We start from the raw sequence: 17,266 nt of genomic DNA, 5'->3' as shown, positions 1-17,266 counted from the left end.
ATATGACGACGCTTGCCGTGGTAGGTGCCACCGGTCAGGTGGGCCGCGTGATGCGCACGATCCTGGAGGAGCGCGCCTTCCCCGCGGAGACCGTGCGCTTCTTTGCCTCCCCCCGCTCCGCGGGCACCACCCTCACCTTCCGGGGACAGGACATCGAGGTCGAGGACCTCACCCAGGTCACCGAGGAATCCGTGGCGGACGTGGACGTGGCGCTGTTTTCCGCAGGCGGGGCCACCTCCACGCGGTGGGCCCCGGTATTCGCGGCCGCCGGTGCCATCGTCGTGGATAACTCCTCGGCCTGGCGGCGCGACGAGGACGTGCCCCTGATCGTCTCCGAGGTCAATCCCGAGGCCGCCCGCGAGGTGCCCAAGGGCATCATCGCCAACCCCAACTGCACCACCATGGCCGCCATGCCGGTGCTCAAGGCCCTCCACGACGAGGCCGGTCTGGAGCGCCTGCATGTGGCCTCCTACCAGGCGGTATCCGGTTCCGGCCTGGCCGGGGTGGAGGCCCTGGCCAAGCAGGTGGCCGAGATCGGGGACCGCAACGTGGAGCTGGTGCATGACGGCTCCGTGCTGGAGCCGGAGAGCCTGGGTCCCTACGTGGCCCCCATCGCGTATAACGCCCTGCCCCTGGCGGGCAGCCTGGTGGACGACGGCTCTGGGGAAACCGACGAGGAGCAGAAGCTGCGCAACGAGTCCCGCAAGATCCTGGGCATCCCGGATCTGCGGGTGGCCGGAACCTGCGTACGCGTGCCGGTGTTCACCGGGCACACGATGGTGATCCACGCCGAGTTCGCCCGATCCCTCACCCCTGAGCGCGCCCGCGAGCTGCTGGCGGCGGCCCCCGGCGTGACCGTGGTCGAGGTTCCCACCCCCCTGGCGGCCGCCGGCATCGACGATTCCCTGGTGGGTCGCATCCGCCAGGATCAGTCCGTGGCCGATCGACGCGGCCTGGTGCTCGTGGTCTCCGGAGATAACCTGCGTAAGGGGGCAGCGCTCAACACCATCCAGATCGCGGAGCTGCTCGTCTAACCGAGTACAGCGAAAAGCGCCGGGCCGGGGTGGCTCGGCGCTTTTCGCGCCCCGCGCCCCGCCGCAAGGGGTGCCGCTTCAGGGGTTCGGCTAGTTTTTCGCGGTGCGGTGGCACCCCTTGGGGATGGGCGCTCCGGGGCGTCGCATCCGCAACACCCCAAGGGGTGCCAGCGGGGCCTCGTCGGGGCCGAACCCTGCGCCAATGGCACTCCTTGGGGCGATGCTACGAGTCCCCGGATGCCTCCCGACACCCTAAGGGGTGCCACCGGCATTGCGGAGCGTCCGATTCGACACCCAGGGGCACCCTTTAGGGGTGTGGCTGCGCGGTGGGGTCGCCGGAGGGGTTGGTCTCCGCGTCGTCGCTGAGCTCCTCGGTGACCTCCTGGACCATGGCCTCGGTGAGTTGTTCGTCCGGGATGTTGGAGGCCGCGGTGGCCTTGGAGAGTGCGGCGGCGTCCTTGCGGCTGAAGCGCTGGGCGGGGTCGAGCTTGCGGGTGAGCAGCTCGCGGATGCGGGAGCGACGCCGGTACTCCTTGCGGATGGTGGAGCGCCCGCGCAGCCAGGCGATGGAGAGCGTGATGGCCAGGACGATGCCCGCGTACCCGAGGGCCGGGAAGACGTAGGACACCAGTTCCCGGAAGGGCAGGAAGCCGAGCACGAAGCCGGCGAGCACGCCCACGATGTAGACCACGCGGAAGCGCTGCGGGTTGCTCCTGGTCAGGCGCTTGGCCAGGGCGTAGAAGAGGCCGAGCGCGGTGTTGAAGATCATGGCAAAGATCGTGAAGCTCATGATCATGCCGAACGCCGGGTGGATGTTGGTCACCACGCTGAGCATGGGCATGTCGTCGTGGGCGACCTTGTCCACGTTGAGGAACAGGGTGAGGGTGGCGGCGGTGAGCAGTAGTGCGAAGCACAGGCCGCCTAGGAGGCCGCCGATGCCTGCGGCCCGGCTATCGAGGTTGTTGCCGCCGATGACCATGGCCATGGAGACGGCCACGATGAGGGAGAGTCCCACGTGATTGATGGCGGAGAGCCACCAATTGGGCAGGCTGCTGGGGGCCTCGGTGAGGGCGATGCGGTTGAGTTCGGCGATGTCGACGTCCGCGGTGGCGACCGTGTATATCGCGGTGCCCACGATGATGAGGATGATGAAGGGGGTGATCGCCCCGATCACGGTGGACACCTTGTCCACGTCCAGCATGCCGACGGCCAGGACGAGCAGCATCATGATGGTGGTCCCCACCCAGGTTGCCCAGCCGAATTGCTGGTTGAGGTTGGCGCCGCCGCCGGCGAACATGACGAAGCCGATGCCAAAGAGCGTGACCAGCGTGGCGACGTCCAGGAAGCGGGCGACGAGGGGGTGGGTCACGCGATCGAACACCATGGTGTGCTCGCGGGCCTGGAGGTGGCTGCTCAGCTGCAGCATGGCGATGGAGCCGATCATCATGATGACGGCAGCTAGGGCCACGCCCCACAGCCCGTTGGTGCCGAAGGCCACGAAGTATTGCAGCATTTCCTGGCCGGAGGCGAAGCCGGCTCCCACGATCAATCCGGTGAGGGCAAGAGCGATTCCGATGGCTCTTTTGAACACGATAAAGATCTCCTCTGAACTCGGTGCAGTAACTATTGAACACAAGAAATCTGGGAATCGCGCTGCGCGCGGCCGATTTTTTAGCCCCCCGCACCCCGCTCATCGTTATAGTCCCAGGAAGCGGCCGCGGAGATTGTGGCCAACTTGTGACCATACTGTGATCTAGGCGGTGTGATCCGTGGCCGCGATCAGCTCTCGCCGGGCGCGAGCTACCCGGGAGCGGATGGTGCCCACGCGCACCCCGGCGATCTTGGCGGCCTCCTCGTAGGTATAGCCGAGCACCTGGGTGAGGATGAGGGCCTCGCGGCGCTCGGCGGGCAGGGCGTCGATGAGCGCGCGGGTATCGATCCATTCGGACCAGGCGGCCTCGGCGGGCTCCTGGGTGGCGCCGAGGTCCTCGTATTCGGCGGCGCACGAGCGGGGCCGGGCCATGTCGTGGCGCACGCTGTCCACCCACACGCGCCGCGCGATGGCGAGCAGCCAGGTGCGCGCCGGGGCGGCGGCGGCAAATCGGGGCAGGGCGCGCATGACCCGGAGGTAGGTCTCCTGGGTGAGGTCGTCGGCGACATCCCTGCCCCCGAGGTGGGCCAGGAGGCGCCACACGTCGGTCTGGGTGGCGCGGATGAATTCCGTCAGCGCGCCGCGGTCGCCGCGACCGGCGCGCAGGGCGAGGTCGGTGACGCGGGTGTCGTCGCTGTCGGAGTGATATTTCACGCCCGCTACGTTACCAGCCGGAATGATTATCCCTGCTCAGGGGCGAATTTTCGGCGAGTGATACAAAAGATTGATTTTACCCCCTGTTGGTTGCCGAGCCTCTCGCGGCGGCGTTAAGCTGCATCATGTAAGGCTATTAATTGTATAGCCACTATTTCATGGAGGTTATCACTATGGCTATCGAGAAGTCGGCGGCCGACGAAGTTCTGGCGAAGGGCCGCGTGCCCAACCACGACGGATACACGCGCCGGGAAAACGGCGCGCCGGTGCCCAGCGAGAACATCTCGGTCACCGCGGGGCCCCAGGGTCCCACCGTGCTCAATGACATCCACCTGATCGAGAAGCTCTCGCACTTCAACCGCGAGCGCGTCCCGGAGCGCAACCCGCACGCCAAGGGCAACGGCGCCTTCGGCGAGCTGCACATCACCGAGGACGTTTCCCAGTACACCAAGGCCGCGCTGTTCCAGAAGGGCACCGTGACCCCCATGGCCGTGCGTTTTTCCACCGTGGCCGGCGAGCAGGGCTCCCCGGACACCTGGCGCGACGTGCACGGCTTCGCCCTGCGTTTCTACACCTCCGAGGGCAACTACGACATCGTGGGCAACAACACGCCCACCTTCTTCCTGCGCGATGCGATGAAGTTCCCGGACTTCATCCACTCCCAGAAGCGCCTGGGCGGCTCCGGGCTGCGCAACGCGGACATGCAGTGGGACTTCTGGACTCGCACGCCCGAGTCCGCCCACCAGGTCACCTACCTCATGGGCGACCGCGGCACCCCGCGCTCCGAGCGCGAGATGAACGGCTACGGCTCCCACACCTTCCAGTGGGTGAACGAGGAGGGCGAGGCCTTCTGGGTCAAGTACCACTTCATCTCCCGCCAGGGCGTGCACAACTTCACCGCCGCCGAGGCGGAGGAGATGGCCGGTAAGAACGCGGACTACCTGCGCGAGGATCTGTACAACGCCATCGAGCGCGGCGACTACCCGATCTGGGACGTCAAGGTGCAGATCATGCCCTTCGCCGAGGCGGAGAACTACCGCTTCAACCCCTTCGACCTCACCAAGACCTGGTCGAAGAAGGACTACCCGCGCATCGACGTCGGCTACTTCGTGCTCAACCGCAACCCGGAGAACTTCTTCGCGCAGATCGAGCAGATGGCGCTGGATCCCTCCAACCTCGTCCCCGGCGTGGGCCTCTCCCCGGACCGGATGCTCATGGGCCGCGTGTTCGCCTACGCGGACGCCCACCGCTACCGCATCGGGCCGAACTACCGCCACCTGCCGGTGAACCAGCCCCTGGCGCCGCGCCACACCTACCAGCACGAGGGGCCGATGGCCTACCTCTTCAACGAGGCCTCGCACCCGGTGTACTCGCCCAACAAGACCGACTTCAAGGCCGGTTACCTGGACGACGGCGAGACCTCCTCCTCCAACTTCACCTCCTACGGGCAGGCCGACGATATCTACGTCAACCCGGACCCGCACGGCACGGATCTCACCCGTTCTGCCTACGTGAAGCACCCCGAGGACGATGATTTCGGTCAGGCCGGCACCCTCTACCGCGACGTGTACAACGACGAGGAGAAGGAGCGCCTGGCGCAGAACATCACCGATGCGATGATGGGTGTGTCCCCCGAGACCGAGGAGCGCTGCTACTGGTACTGGTCCAGCGTGGACGAGAACCTGGGCGCCCGGGTCAAGGAGCTGTTCACCCAGAAGAAGAACGCCTAACACCCCGGTTTCCCACCGATCGAGTTCCTTGGAGAACTCCCCGGCTCCCGAGCGGCAATGCGCAGGCAATGCGCAGCTCGGGAGCCTTTTTCTGCCCCGCGCCTTAAACATCGCTACCGTGGGAGAGGAATTAATACCGACTTTTCAGGAGGAAGAGACCAGCTATGTCCGAGACCATTTACACCCAGAAGGTCACCGCCACCGGGGCGGGCCGCGACGGCCGCGTGCAGGGCGACGGCGGCATCGACTTCGACGTGCGTCCCCCCAAGCTCAACGGGATCTCCGCGGGGGTGAACCCGGAATCCCTCCTGGCCGCCGCCTGGTCGGTCTGCTTCAACGGGGCCCTGCAGAAGATGATGGGCGAAGCCGGCGTGGATACCGCCGCGCACGCCCCCGAGGTGGACGCCGAGATCTCCCTCAACCGCGACCCCTCCGACGGCGGCTTCCGCCTCTCCGGTCGCATCACCGCCCGATTTAAGGACCAGGACTCCCTGGAGGGTGCCCAGGAGCTGGTGGACAAGGCCCACCAGTTCTGCCCCTTCTCCAAGGCGCTGGCGGGCCAGTTCGATGCCGAGGCCGTGCTGGGCTAGGCGTCCCAGGTCACCCCGTCGCGCGGGGCGACCTCCCGCTCCACGGTGACCTCGTGGACGGCCCGGCCCAGAAAGAAACTACCCACCGAGCCGATCACCCAGACCCCGGCGACGGCGAGGAGGCCGCGCACGGCGTCGTGGGAGTCGAAGCCCACGGTGCTCCAGTCCCGCAGCAGATTGGCCGCGATGAGCAGGGGAATGGCCAGGCACACCGTGGGGCCCAGTAGATTGACCCTGGTCAGCGCGCCGGGGGCGCGCCACAGGGCCACGGTGGTGGCCACGATGAGGAGCGTGGCGCAGAGCACCAGCGCGGCTATGGCGTATTCGGCAAGGGACATCGTTACCTCCGGCCTCGGGATACCATGCGGGACATCGACAGCGTGGGCAGCACCCCGCCCACCAGGGCTGCGAGCAGCGCGATCTCGTAGGCGATGGACGTCTGGTGATCCAGCGACCACACCAGATACAGCGCGATCATCGAATAAAAGGCGAGGTCGGACAGCACCACCTGGGTCAGGGCGTCCCCGCTGCGCAGGATCAGCGTCAGCCCCGCCAGGAGGCAGGCGAGGATCACGGCCCCGCAAACCCACAGGATGATCTGGAACATTTAGCTCACCTTCCGGTAGTAGTCCTCGGCCAGGCGCAGCTCCTCGCCTCGCACGGCGGGGGCGAGGCGGGCCTCCATGTCCGCTAGTCCCAGCACCACTTCGTGCGGGTCGGAGCCGTGCACCGCCTGCACCAGCAGAATCGTCGGGTCGTCGGGGTCCTCCGGGGCGCGCAGCCCCAGTGAGAGCGTCCCGGGGGTGACGGTGATGGAGGTGGAGAACCAGAAGATATCCCACGCGCCGTGCACCCGCAGCGGGTAGGCCACCACCACGGGATCGAAGCCGGTGCGCGGTCGCAGGGCGGATAACGCCAGGCTCACGGCACTGACAACGATCTCCTTGATGAGCCAGGGGATGTAGGTTAGGGCATTCATCGGAGGACTCCTATCGCGGTGGCGCCGAGCACGGCTTCCTGGTAGCTGTCCACGTCCAGGAGCGCGCCGGTGGCGGTGTGGAGGGCGTCGATAAGCGGGCCGGCGGCGAAGAACATCAGCACGGAGGCCGCCAGCAGGGTAGCGGCGGGTGCCAGGAGGCGGCCGCGAACCCGCAGATCCTTGGGCACCTGCTGCATGGGGTGACCCCAGAACACCGAGCGCCACACGCGGAACATGGACAGCAGCGCGGCGAAGCTCGCCACGACGATGGCCCCGATGACCAGCCAGGAGGGCCAGCCGCCGCCGCGAGCCACGCTGATGACCACGGCCACCTTGCCCCACAGGCCGGAAAACGGCGGGAAGCCCACCACGGAGAACGCGCCCGCGGCGAACACCGCCGCCACCCAGGGATCGCGGCGCGCCAGGCCGGAGAGCTTGGACAGCAGGGCCGTACCGTAGGTCTCCTCGATCGCGCCGGAGGTCAGCACCAGGGAACCCACGGTGACCATGTGGTGCAGGGCGTAGAGCAGGCCGGCGGCCAGGGCGCGCTGGGCATCGCCGGTGCTAAACGCGAGCATCACCAGGATAAACGGCATCCCGTTGACCATCTGATAGGCCAGCACGCGGCGGATGGAGTTTTCCGCGAGGCCGGAGAAGCCGCCCACGAGTATGGAGACCACCATGAGCGCCACGATGAGGCCGTTCCAGCGGTCCGTCAGGTCGAAGACGATGACGTAGATGCGGTAAAGCATGTACACCGCGACCTTGGTATGCAGCCCGGAGAACAATCCCATCACGGCCGCCGAGGTGCCGGGATAGGTGCGCGGCAGCCAGGTGTGCAGCGGCACGATGCCCGCCTTGGCGGAGACGGCGATGAGTACCAGACCCATGGCCACCACCGCGGGCCCGTTGCCCTCGGCGGCGCCGCGTAGGGCGGCCATGTTCACCGTGCCCGTGGTGGCGTAGACGAAGCCCACGCCCACCACCAGCAGCGTGGAGGCCGTGAGGTTGACCAGCACGAAGGTGCGCCCCGCCGCCAGCCGCGACCAGGTGCCGGTCATGGCGATCAGCCCGTAGGAGGGCAGGAGCATGACCTCGATGAAGACGAAGAAGTTAAACAGATCCGCCGTCAGCAGTGCGCCATTGACGCCGGTGAGCAGCACCAGGGTCAGGGCGGGGTAGTAGCGCGCCCGCGTCTCCCCGGACACCGTGGCGAACCAGTTGGCGCACAGGTTCACCAGGGAGGTGGTGACGATCATGACGGCGCAGAAGGCATCGGCCACGAAGGGGATGGCCACCCCGCCGGGGAAAAGCCCGACGTTATGGCCCAGGGGGTTGCCGCCGGAGGTGTACCAGAACAGCCAGCCGCCGCCGGCGAGGCTGAGGGCGGGAAGAAGCAGGTGGAGCAGGTCGCGCGCCCGCTTCCACGGGGCCATGACGGCCAGCGCGGAGGCCAGCAGGGGGAGCACGACGAAGAGCGGAAGCACCATATCCATGAGCGCTGATCCTCCTTAGGCCTCGGTGGACGACGCGGGGGCGTCGCGGTCGGTGGTCGTGTAGAGCCCACCCACGGTGGGTTCCTTCCCCGCCATCAGGCTCGCGCGGGCGTGCCGACGCGCGCGCGCCCCGGAGCGGACGTCCTCGTTGCTCTGGGTGGCACGGCCCAGGGTGGACACCGGGGAGGGGTGCGGTTCCTGGCCGGAGCTCACCGGGTCCACACTGGCGGTATCGTCCGAGCGGCCCAGGGCGGCCAGGGTGAGCAGGATGGCGGCGGTGGCCATTGAGATCACGATGGCGGTGAGCACGAAGGCCTGCGGCAGAGGGTCGGCCATGTCCGCGGCGGCCACCCGATCGTGAAAGACCTCCCCGCGCCACGCCCCCACCCCGCTGGCCAACAGCATGAGGTTGGCGGCGTGGCCGATGAGCTGCATCCCAAGGACGATGCGCACCATGCCGCGCTGTTGCACCAGATAGACGCCGCCGGTGACTAACACGGCGATTGTCAGGGCCATGATCATCGCTGTTGCTCCTGTGCTGCGGTGGAATGGGGGGACGGGGCCGGGTGGTCGGTGACCTCGGGGGTGGCGCCCAGGGGGCCGGATTCGCCGCGGGCGAAGGGCAGCTCGCGGGTGGTGGCCGTGCCGGGCTTGTCGTAGCCGCCCAGGGCGTTGACCGCCGCCATGAGCATGCCCAGTACGGCCAGGTAGATGCCGCCGTCGAAGATCAGGGAGGTGGTCACGTGCTCCCCCAGGATCTCCCCGTGCAGGGGCGCCAGGAAGGAACCCTCCAGGAATCCCACGAAGCCGGCGGCCAGCGCGGTGACGATGCCGATGCCGGTGAGCCAGGACGGCGTGGTGGGCCGGGCCACGATGGTGTCGCGCCCCCGGGAGAGGTAGAAGAGCATGATCCCGGTGCCCGCGATCAGTGCCGCCACGAAGCCCCCGCCGGGGTCCATGTGGCCGCGCAGGAAGACCAGCACCGAGAGGAGGGCCAGCAGCGGGGCGACCAGCCGCAGCGCCATCCGCAGCGGCAGGGAATTGAGTTGCGATTGCCCGAAGGGGCGCGGGCGGGTGCCCGCGGCGAAGGGCAGGCGGGGGAAGGAGGCCACGACCGAGCCGATCACGATGGCCGCCATGCCGAGCACGGAGAGCTCCCCCAGGGTATCCAGGGCGCGGAATTCCACGATGATGGTGGCCACGATGTTCTGACCGCCGGTGATCTCCGGGGCGTTGTCGATGTACCACTGGGCCAGGTCGGAGCGCCCGCCGCGGCCCATCAGGGTGAACACGCCGAGGAAGGCGGCCAGGCCCGCCAGCAGCGCGATCGCCAGGGAGCGCGCCCGGTGCGCGCGGCTGGCCGAGGGAAAGCGGGCGGGCTGGTAGCGCACCACCATCATGATGATGACCACCACCAGGGCCTCCACCAGGAACTGCGTGAGGGCGACGTCGGGCGCCCCAAGGATCAGCATCTGGAAGGTGATGCCCACGCCCACCGTGCCCATCAACACGGCGCTGGTGAGGCGGTGGGTGGTGCGCATGAGGCCGAGCACGGAGAGGGCCACGATGAGCAGGGGACCGAGGTCGAGCCAGGCGTCGAGCCCCTCGGCGCGAGGGGCCAGGGGCACGCCGTCGATCCCGGGGCCGCTGAGCAGCGTGGCGAACATCAGCGCGATCACGGCGCACACCGGCCACACCAGGTGGCGGGAGGGGCTGAGCGAATCGGCCATCGATGCCAGGACGCGGCCCAGCCCGGCGGCCGCCCGGGTGACAGCGGCCAGCAGGCCGTTGCCGGTAAAGGGCAGCAGGAAGCGGGATTCCAGGGCCGGCCAGATCCGGTGGCGCAGCGCGACGCCCGCCGCACCCAGCGCGATCACCAGCACGGATACCACCAAGGGGGCGGTGAGACCGTGCCAGAGCGCCAGGTGGGTGGCGTGCTGGGGCGCCCCGGCATCGGAGCCCACTCCGGTGGCGGCCGCGATGGCGTCCATGGGCTTATTCAGGAACATCGGGGCCAGGCCCAGCGGCAGGGAGAGCGCACCCGGCAGCGCGGCGGGAAGCCACAGGGCCGCCGGGGCCTCGTGTACGCCCTCCATGCGGCGGGTGGGGTGGTCGGTGGCGGGGTCGATAAACGCGCCGAAGATCAACTTCGCGGAGTAGGTGAACGTGAGCAGGGCACCGATCCCGGCGATCGCCAGCAGTGCGGGCCCGGCCCCGTCCACGGAGGCCAGCGCGTCGAGCATGCCCTCCTTGGAGAGGAAACCAAAGGTCGGCGGGACGGCGGCCATGGAAAGCGCGCCGATGACCATGCCGGTGAAGGTCAGGGGCATGGCGCGCCACAGCACACCCAGGCGGCGGGTATCGCGGGTGCCGGCCTCGTGATCCACCACGCCGATGAGCATGAAGATCGAGGACTTAAACAGGGCGTGCGCCAGGGTGTGCACCAGGGCCGCGGACATCGCCAGAGGGGTGCCCACCCCGATGGTGGCCACGATCCACCCCAGGTGACTCACGGTGGAATAGGCGGTGAGCTTTTTGAGGTCCGTTTTTTGCACGGCAAAGGCGGCGGAGACCACGGCGGTGGTCAGTCCGGTGCCGATGAGCAGCCAGTTCCACACCGCCACCTCGTGGAAGATCCCGGAAAAGCGCATCAGGAGGTACACGCCGGCCTTGACCACGGCCGCCGCGTGCAGGAAGGCGGAGACGGGGGTGGCGGCGGCCATGGCCTCCGGCAGCCAGAAGTGGAAGGGCAGCTGCGCGGCCTTGGTGAAGGCGGACACCGCCACCAGGACGGCCACCGTGGCGGTCAAGCCGGGGTTATGCGCCCACTCGGGGGAGCCCAGGATGCCCTGCAGGCTGGTAGTTCCGGTGCGCACGGCGGCCACCGCGATGGCCACCAACAGGGTCAGGCCGCCGAGGAAGGTCAGCAGCAGCGTGCGCTGGGCCCCGGCCTCCCCGCTGGACCCGGAGCGGGCGATGAGCAGGAAGGAGGCGATGGAGACGAGCTCCCAACCGAGGAAGAGCACCACGACGTCGTCGGCCAGCACCAGGAGCAGGACGGCGAGGGTAAAGGCCGTCATGATCGTATAAAAACTCGTGTTGCCCTGCCGCCTGGGCAGATAGGCCGCGGAATAGACGAACACGACTGAGCCGATGCACAGCGCGAGCAGCGCGAAGAAGGCACCGAGGGCGTCGACCCGCAGGGAGAGCGTGACGTCCACGCCGGGGGCCAGGAGGCCACGCACCCAGGTGACCTGCCAGGTCAGCGGCCGCCCGTCGAGGATCTCCGGCAGGTGGCGGCCTAGGGCGAGCGCGGCCCCCAGGAAGAGCGCGGCCAGTGGCCAGCCCGCCCGCCGGTCGCTTACGCGAACCAGCGGGGGGGAAAGAAGAACGGCCCCCACCGCTAAGGCAATAACAATAGCTAACGTCACGTGCGCACACTCTTTCGTAGCTCGTCAGTCCGAACTAAGGTTACCAGCCGGGTGTGACGCGGTGCGCCTGTGCGGGATCGGCCCGCAGGCAGGATAGATTGGCGGGGTATGAGTGTCGTGCGTTCCACCCTCCTTGTCTCCCTCGCACTGGTGCCCCTGCTGGCGGGCTCCGCTTACCTCGCCCTGACCGACCAGGGGCCGGAAGAGTCATGGGCCACGGGCGAGCAACCCCACGCCGCCCCGGTGGCCGCCAGCGCCCAACTGAGGGAGGCGCGCCGCGCCGCGATCGACGCGGGCACCAACGCCGGTTTCCTGGCCAACGGTACGGCCCAGCTCCTCGACGGGGTATCGAAGTTCCAAGCCGAGGACGTCGGCGGGGATGTGCAGCGCCTGCGCGACGGCGCCGCCCAGCTGCGCGATGGCATGATCCAGCTCCAGGCCGCCACCGGCCAGCTCGGGCAGGGGGCCACCGAGCTGGCCGACGGCGTGGGCGGCGCCATCGACAAAGTACTGACCCTGGGCGCGATCCAAGGGCAGCTGGGTGAGGCCGCCGCGACCCTCGATAAGGAATTGGAGAAGTCCACCGACCCGCGCGCCGGCGACCTGCGCGGGCAGCTCGCGGACTTCCGCGCCCAGCTGGGCAACGCGGGCCTGAGCGAGGAGATCACGGGCCAACTCACCCGACTGCGCGACGGCTCCCGCGACCTGGCCAACCAGCTCGCCGTGCCCGGCTACGGCTTCCACGACGGCGTCTACAGCGCCACCGACGGCGCGAAGCGCCTGGCCGCGAGCATGGAGGAGATGCAGGGGGGCGTGAGCGGGGCCCTCGACGGCATGGGACAGCTCGACGCCGGAGCGCGCCAGCTCAACGACATGGCGCAGGAGAACCGCACCCGCGTGCAGGGGATTCAGCGTGCCCTGCCGGTGGCCCAGGCCTCGGCCTCGGGAGACCTCGGCGCCGAATCCGAGCTGCAACCCACCTACGCCCTGCTGATCGCCCTCTTTGCCGCGTGGGGCGGCGCGGTGGCCGGGTTGCTGGGTCGCGCCCTCGACCGGGTGCTGGCGGGATTAGGCGCGACGGCGGCCGCCGGCGGCCTGCTGTGGTTGCTGGGCGCGGCCTTACCGGGGGCGACGCTGGCCGCCGGGGCGGGCATCGTGGGCCTCACGGTGGCGGCCGCGGCCGGGCTGAGCGCCGCGGCGCGGCGGGCGGCGGGGACCCGCGCGGCGGTGATCGCCGGAGTGCTTTTTCTCCTCGTCCAGGTGGGCGTGGCGGGATGGGCCTGGACCAGCGCCACGGCCAGCGATCTCTCCCCCGCATGGACGGCCGCCGCGGGCCTGACCCCGGTGCATTACGCCACGGGCGCGCTGAGCGCCCTGGGCAACGGCGGCAGCGCGACCCTCGTGTGGACGGCCCTGGCGGTGCTCGGCGCGGTGGCGGTGCTGAGCTGCTTCCCGACGCCCCGGTGATCCTCCCATCCCCGGCCCCATAGCACCAAGGGGTGCCGTCTGCCGGGTGTCTGCGCTGTTTTTGGCCTCAACGGCACCCCTTGGTGCGGGGCGCGTGGTCGTCGGCATGGGCTCGTCGATGTCGAGTGGCCGAACCCGATCCCACCCCTTGGTGCTGGTGTGCCCGCGCACAAAACCGGCCGCCCAGTCATCTGAGCGGCCGGTGGAAGATGGTCGGGATAACAGGATTTGAACCTGCGACCTCCTCGTCCCGAACGAGGCGCGCTACCAAGCTGCGCCATATCCCGTGGTGCTCGCAATATTCTAGTGCAGCGGCGGAGGGTACGACAAAACGCCTGGTCAGTGCGGTGGTGTTGCTACGCCTCCCGCTCGGTGATGGTCAGCAGCGTGGCCGAGGGGCGGCAGAAGAGCCGCACCGGGGCGTATTTGGAGGTGCCCAGCCCGTTGGACACATGGAGGGCCATGCCCTCGAAGTCGTGGAGGCCGGAGGCTCGTGTGGCGTCGATCCCGCAGTTGGTGATCAGCGCCCGGCCGCCGGGTAGGCAGATCTGTCCGCCGTGGGTGTGCCCGCAGAGGGCAAGCTGGTAGCCGTCGCGGGCGAAGCGGTGCAGCACGCGCGGCTCGGGGGAGTGGCTAAGCGCCAGGGTGAGGTCGGCCTCGGGGTTGGGGGTGCCGGCGATCTCGTCGTAATCGTCAAGGTCGTGGTGGGGGTCGTCCACGCCGGCGGCGGCGATGCGCACGCGCCCCACCTGGAACTCGTGTCGGGTCTGGTTGGCGTCGTGCCACCCGTGTTCGAGGAAGGCGGCGCGCATGCCCTGCCAGGGCAGGTCGACGTAGGAGGGGGTGCGCTTGCCGCCGAGGAGGTAGCGCAGGGGGTTGACGGGGCGGGGGGCCCAGTAGTCGTTGGTGCCGAACACGAAGAGCCCGGGGCGCCGCAGCAGCGGTCCGAGGGCGGCGAGCACGGAGGGCACGCCGTGGTGGTCGGAGAGGTTGTCGCCGGTGTTGATGACGAGGTCGGGCTCCAGGGCATCGAGGGCGCTGACCCAGGCGATCTTGGCGCTGTGGCCGGGGATCATGTGGAGGTCGGAGAGGTGCAGCAGCCGGAACTCGGTGCCCCCGCGCAGGGTGCCGGGCGGCAGCAGGGGCAGGGTGTATCGGTGGAGCCGGAATCGGGTGAGTTCGGTAAAACCCCAGGTGGCGGTGACCAGTCCGGCGCCGCCGAGGATCGCTGCGAGTTTTCTCATCGTGTGCACCCGCCTCAGCCTACCCGCGCGGGTAGGTTCGGAAGGCATGAGCGATATGAAGACCACCCTGCGCGGTGATTTAAAAGAGGCCATGAAGGCGAAGGACAAGACGCGCACCGGCACCATCCGCATGCTGCTGGCCGCGATCCAGGAGGAGGAGACCAAGGGGGCCAAGCACGACCTGGGCGACGCGGAGGTGCTTAAGGTGGTGGCCCGGGAGATCAAGAAGCGCCGCGAGTCCGCGGAGGTTTACGCTGCCAACGGCCGCCAGGAGTTGGCCGACGCCGAGCTGGCCGAGGTGGAGGTGCTGCGGGGCTACCAGCCCGAGCAACTCGACGACGCCGCCCTGGCGTCTCTGGTCGCGGAGGTGATCGGCCAGATGGACCCGGCCCCGACCATGAAGCAGATGGGCCAGGTGATGAAGCAGGCCACCGCCAAGGCGGCCGGTCGGGCCGAGGGCAAGCGCCTCTCTGCGGCGGTGAAGTCCGCCCTAGGCGCCTAGGCGTTCGCGCAGGCGGTTGGTGAGTTCCTCCAGCTCCGAGGCGTCGATGGTGGGGAACTCGGAGCGGGGGGCCGGCTCGGGGGGTCGGGAGGTCTTCGGAGGGGCGGGGCGGGTGCCGTCGGAGACCTCTAGGGTGACCAGCCCGCCGGGGCGCAGCCCCTCGGGGTTATCGCTGCGGGCGGCCATGACGATGCCGCGAGGGGTGCCGTTGCCGGGCACCTCCTGGGTGTTGACCATCAGCCCGGCCTCCTCGAGGAGGCGGCGGGCCTCGTCCTCCCTTTTGTCCTTGGCCTGGTCGAAGGCGGTTTGCAGGCGGCCCCGGTCGAGGTCGCGGTTGTAGGCGGGGAGGGTGCCATCGTGGGCCTGGGGGACGGCGTTGGCCCACTGGAACCAGGTGTCGGCGGGTTCGTTGCCGCCGAAGAGGTTGCCGGTGCCGCACTGGTGGACGGGCCCGCTGCACAGGGGGAGGTTCTGGGTGCCGTCGTTGTAGATGTAGGGGGCGGCGGAGAGATGGGAGTTGAAACCGAGGAACGCGGAGGAAAGATGGGATTCCGTGGTGCCGGTCTTGGCGGCCACGGGGGCGCCCCAGCCCGCGGCCTCGGCGGCGCGGGCGGCGGTGCCGGAGATGGCGTCCTCGGAGAGGCCCTGCATCAGCGCCCCCGCGGTTTGGGGGTTGAGCACGTCCTCGCAGTCGGGCCGTGCGATGGGGACCTCGTTGCCGTCGCGATCGGTGAGGGAGGCGATGGGGTTGGGTTCGCACCAGCGCCCGCCCGAGGCGATGCTCGCGCCCACGTTGGAGAGCTCCAGGGCGTTGACGGCGGTGGGTCCGAGGGTGAAGGAGCCGAGATTGTGATCCTTCATGTAGTCCGCCACGGAGGCCTCCCCGTCGAAGCTCCCGGGCTCGGCGTAGGAGCGCAGACCCAACCCCACGGCGAGGTCCACCACGGGGGCCACGCCCACCTGCTGGATGAGCTGCACGAAGGCGGTGTTGGGGGACTGCGCCAGGGCGTCCTTGAGGCTCATCTGGGGGGCGTAGCTGCCGGCGTTTTCCACGCAGTAGGTGGAGGGCGGGCAGCCCTCGGCGCCGCCCTCGCCCATGCCGATGGCCTCGAAGCGCTCGGGCACGTTCAGCATGGTTTCGAGCCCCATGCCGTTGTTGAGCGCGGCGGCGGCGGTGAAGATCTTGAACACGGAGCCCGCCCCGTTGCCCACCATCGAGGCGGCCTGGGGCATGAGAGTCTCGCCGTTGTCCTGATTGAGGCCGTAGTTTCGGGAGGAGGCCATGGCGAGGATGTCGCGGGAGTTCTCGCCGGGGCGCACCACGTTGAGCACCTCGGTGACCCCCGGGGTGCCGGGGTTGACGTTGGCGGCTACGGCGTTGCGGGCGGCGTCGTGCACGGCGGGGTCGAGGGTGGTGCGGATGGTGTAGCTGCCCTTGGTCAGCACCTCCTTGGGCAGGCCCTTGGTTTCCAGGTAGTTCAGGGCGTAGTCGCACATGAAGCCCCGATCGCCGGCGCTGATGCAGCCGTTAGGCAGCGATTCCGGGTTGTCCTGCACGCCGAGGGGCTGGAGCTTATACTGTTCGGCCTGGAAGGATTCGAGGACGCCGTAGGACACCATGGCGTCGAGCACGGTGTTGCGGCGTTCGGTCACGCCCTGGGGGTTGGTGTAGGGGTTCAGCACGGAGGAGGATTGCACGATCCCGGCGAGCATGGCCGCCTGGGGCACGGAGAGCTTGGCGGCCGGGATGCCAAAGTACGTGCGGGCCGCGGCCTCCACCCCGAAGCTGTTGTTGCCAAAGGGCACCAGGTTGAGGTAGCGAGTGAGCACCTCGTCCTTGCTGAGGAGCTTGTCGAGGTCGGAGGCCATCCGCATCTCGCGCAGCTTGCGCGGCACGGAGGTCTCGACGGCGGCGCTGCGCGCGGCGTCGTCGTTCGCGGCGACGAAGAGCAGGTAGTTCTTCACGTACTGCTGATTGAGGGTGGAGGCGCCTTGTGCGACGCCCCCGGAGGTGAGGTTGGTGACCAGGGCGCGCGCGGTGCCCTGGATGTCCACGCCCTCGTGCTCGTAGAAGCGGCGATCCTCGATCGCCACGATGGCGTCTTTCATGGGCTGGGCGATGGCCTCCGAGGGTACCTCGTAGCGGCGCTGATCGTAGATCCAGGCCATCGGCGTGCCGGTGACGTCGGTGATGGTGGTGACGCCGGGGGCGTGGCCGTCGGTGAGGTCGGCGAGGTTGGATTCCATCGTCGTGCTGGTGCGCTGCACCGCCACGCCCGTGATGCCGGCGGCCGGGGAGAGGGCGATGGCGGAGACGATCCCGATGCTGGCGGTGGCGCCGAGGATCGTCGTCAGCGATTTAGCGATAGACACGCGCTCAACCCTACGCATTTTGCCCGCAAACGGGAACCCCCGCCGCTCCCGTGATGTGATTGACTATGTTTCTTAGATATCTTGTGAATACAATTACCCTACAGGAAGTGTAGGT

Annotated in this window: 15 protein-coding genes and 1 tRNA gene; 5 read left to right on the top strand and 11 right to left on the bottom strand. The window is 68.8% G+C overall.

What is annotated here, in order from left to right; all coding sequences use genetic code 11:
• Window positions 1–2 precede the first annotated feature (2 nt).
• Window positions 3–1,034 carry an aspartate-semialdehyde dehydrogenase gene (locus tag H7347_RS08410; RefSeq protein WP_152823074.1) on the top strand — a complete coding sequence of 344 codons (1,032 nt, stop codon included), beginning with the start codon at window positions 3–5 and terminating at the stop codon, window positions 1,032–1,034.
• Window positions 1,035–1,341: 307 nt separating this feature from the next.
• Here H7347_RS08410 and H7347_RS08405 read toward each other — a convergent pair whose 3' ends face one another.
• A complete protein-coding gene (locus H7347_RS08405) occupies window positions 1,342–2,625 on the bottom strand; it encodes a hypothetical protein (protein WP_186337409.1) in 1,284 nt (427 codons plus the stop codon).
• A gap of 162 nt (window positions 2,626–2,787) precedes the next feature.
• Window positions 2,788–3,339 (bottom strand): RNA polymerase sigma factor, encoded by a 552-nt coding sequence (locus tag H7347_RS08400; protein WP_186337408.1) that lies wholly within the window; start codon window positions 3,337–3,339, stop codon window positions 2,788–2,790.
• Between the two features lie 173 nt (window positions 3,340–3,512).
• On the opposite strand from H7347_RS08400, the gene H7347_RS08395 reads away from it, so the two are divergent.
• Complete coding sequence (locus H7347_RS08395) at window positions 3,513–5,069, top strand: catalase (RefSeq protein WP_152823072.1); 1,557 nt, start codon at window positions 3,513–3,515, stop codon at window positions 5,067–5,069.
• A 164-nt stretch (window positions 5,070–5,233) separates the two neighbouring features.
• Entirely contained in the window at window positions 5,234–5,659 is a 426-nt protein-coding gene (locus H7347_RS08390; RefSeq protein WP_152823071.1) for an Ohr family peroxiredoxin, read from the top strand.
• On the opposite strand, the gene H7347_RS08385 is transcribed toward H7347_RS08390, so the two are convergent.
• Genes H7347_RS08385 through H7347_RS08360 form a run of 6 tightly spaced genes read right to left on the bottom strand, consistent with a single transcriptional unit; the run spans window position 5,656 to window position 11,565 of the window.
• On the bottom strand, window positions 5,656–5,997 hold the full coding sequence (locus tag H7347_RS08385) for a Na+/H+ antiporter subunit G (protein ID WP_152823070.1): 342 nt from the start codon (window positions 5,995–5,997) through the stop codon (window positions 5,656–5,658). The genes H7347_RS08390 and H7347_RS08385 overlap by 4 nt on opposite strands.
• 2 nt (window positions 5,998–5,999) lie before the next feature.
• A complete protein-coding gene (locus H7347_RS08380; protein WP_152823069.1) occupies window positions 6,000–6,266 on the bottom strand; it encodes a cation:proton antiporter in 267 nt (88 codons plus the stop codon).
• Complete coding sequence (locus H7347_RS08375; RefSeq protein ID WP_152823068.1) at window positions 6,267–6,638, bottom strand: monovalent cation/H+ antiporter subunit E; 372 nt, start codon at window positions 6,636–6,638, stop codon at window positions 6,267–6,269.
• Complete coding sequence (locus tag H7347_RS08370; protein ID WP_152823067.1) at window positions 6,635–8,134, bottom strand: monovalent cation/H+ antiporter subunit D family protein; 1,500 nt, start codon at window positions 8,132–8,134, stop codon at window positions 6,635–6,637. The genes H7347_RS08375 and H7347_RS08370 overlap by 4 nt, the downstream gene beginning before the upstream one ends.
• Window positions 8,135–8,149: 15 nt before the next feature.
• Window positions 8,150–8,656 (bottom strand): sodium:proton antiporter, encoded by a 507-nt coding sequence (locus H7347_RS08365; protein WP_152823066.1) that lies wholly within the window; start codon window positions 8,654–8,656, stop codon window positions 8,150–8,152.
• Window positions 8,653–11,565 (bottom strand): DUF4040 family protein, encoded by a 2,913-nt coding sequence (locus tag H7347_RS08360; RefSeq protein WP_186337407.1) that lies wholly within the window; start codon window positions 11,563–11,565, stop codon window positions 8,653–8,655. The genes H7347_RS08365 and H7347_RS08360 overlap by 4 nt, the downstream gene beginning before the upstream one ends.
• A gap of 108 nt (window positions 11,566–11,673) precedes the next feature.
• Between H7347_RS08360 and H7347_RS08355 the strand changes: the two genes are divergently transcribed.
• The gene (locus tag H7347_RS08355; RefSeq protein WP_152823065.1) at window positions 11,674–13,032 is read left to right on the top strand and encodes a hypothetical protein; all 1,359 of its coding nucleotides are present in this window, start codon (window positions 11,674–11,676) and stop codon (window positions 13,030–13,032) included.
• 210 nt (window positions 13,033–13,242) lie between these two features.
• Here H7347_RS08355 and H7347_RS08350 read toward each other — a convergent pair.
• Both H7347_RS08350 and H7347_RS08345 read right to left on the bottom strand, forming a co-directional pair.
• A tRNA-Pro gene (locus H7347_RS08350) sits at window positions 13,243–13,319 on the bottom strand.
• A gap of 69 nt (window positions 13,320–13,388) precedes the next feature.
• A complete protein-coding gene (locus H7347_RS08345) occupies window positions 13,389–14,276 on the bottom strand; it encodes a metallophosphoesterase (protein WP_186337406.1) in 888 nt (295 codons plus the stop codon).
• 46 nt (window positions 14,277–14,322) lie between these two features.
• On the opposite strand from H7347_RS08345, the gene H7347_RS08340 reads away from it, so the two are divergent.
• On the top strand, window positions 14,323–14,778 hold the full coding sequence (locus H7347_RS08340) for a GatB/YqeY domain-containing protein (protein ID WP_152823063.1): 456 nt from the start codon (window positions 14,323–14,325) through the stop codon (window positions 14,776–14,778).
• Here H7347_RS08340 and H7347_RS08335 read toward each other — a convergent pair.
• Window positions 14,767–17,151, bottom strand: coding sequence for a transglycosylase domain-containing protein (locus H7347_RS08335; protein ID WP_186337405.1), 2,385 nt, complete (start codon window positions 17,149–17,151; stop codon window positions 14,767–14,769). The two genes, H7347_RS08340 and H7347_RS08335, sit on opposite strands and share 12 nt — an antisense overlap.
• Between the last annotated feature and the right edge of the window lie 115 nt (window positions 17,152–17,266).

It is taken from the genome of Corynebacterium sp. zg-331, assembly GCF_014267345.1.
GTDB lineage: Bacteria > Actinomycetota > Actinomycetes > Mycobacteriales > Mycobacteriaceae > Corynebacterium.
Note: the sequence above shows the minus strand (reverse complement) of the source record. Positions and strands in the feature narration are given on the sequence as shown.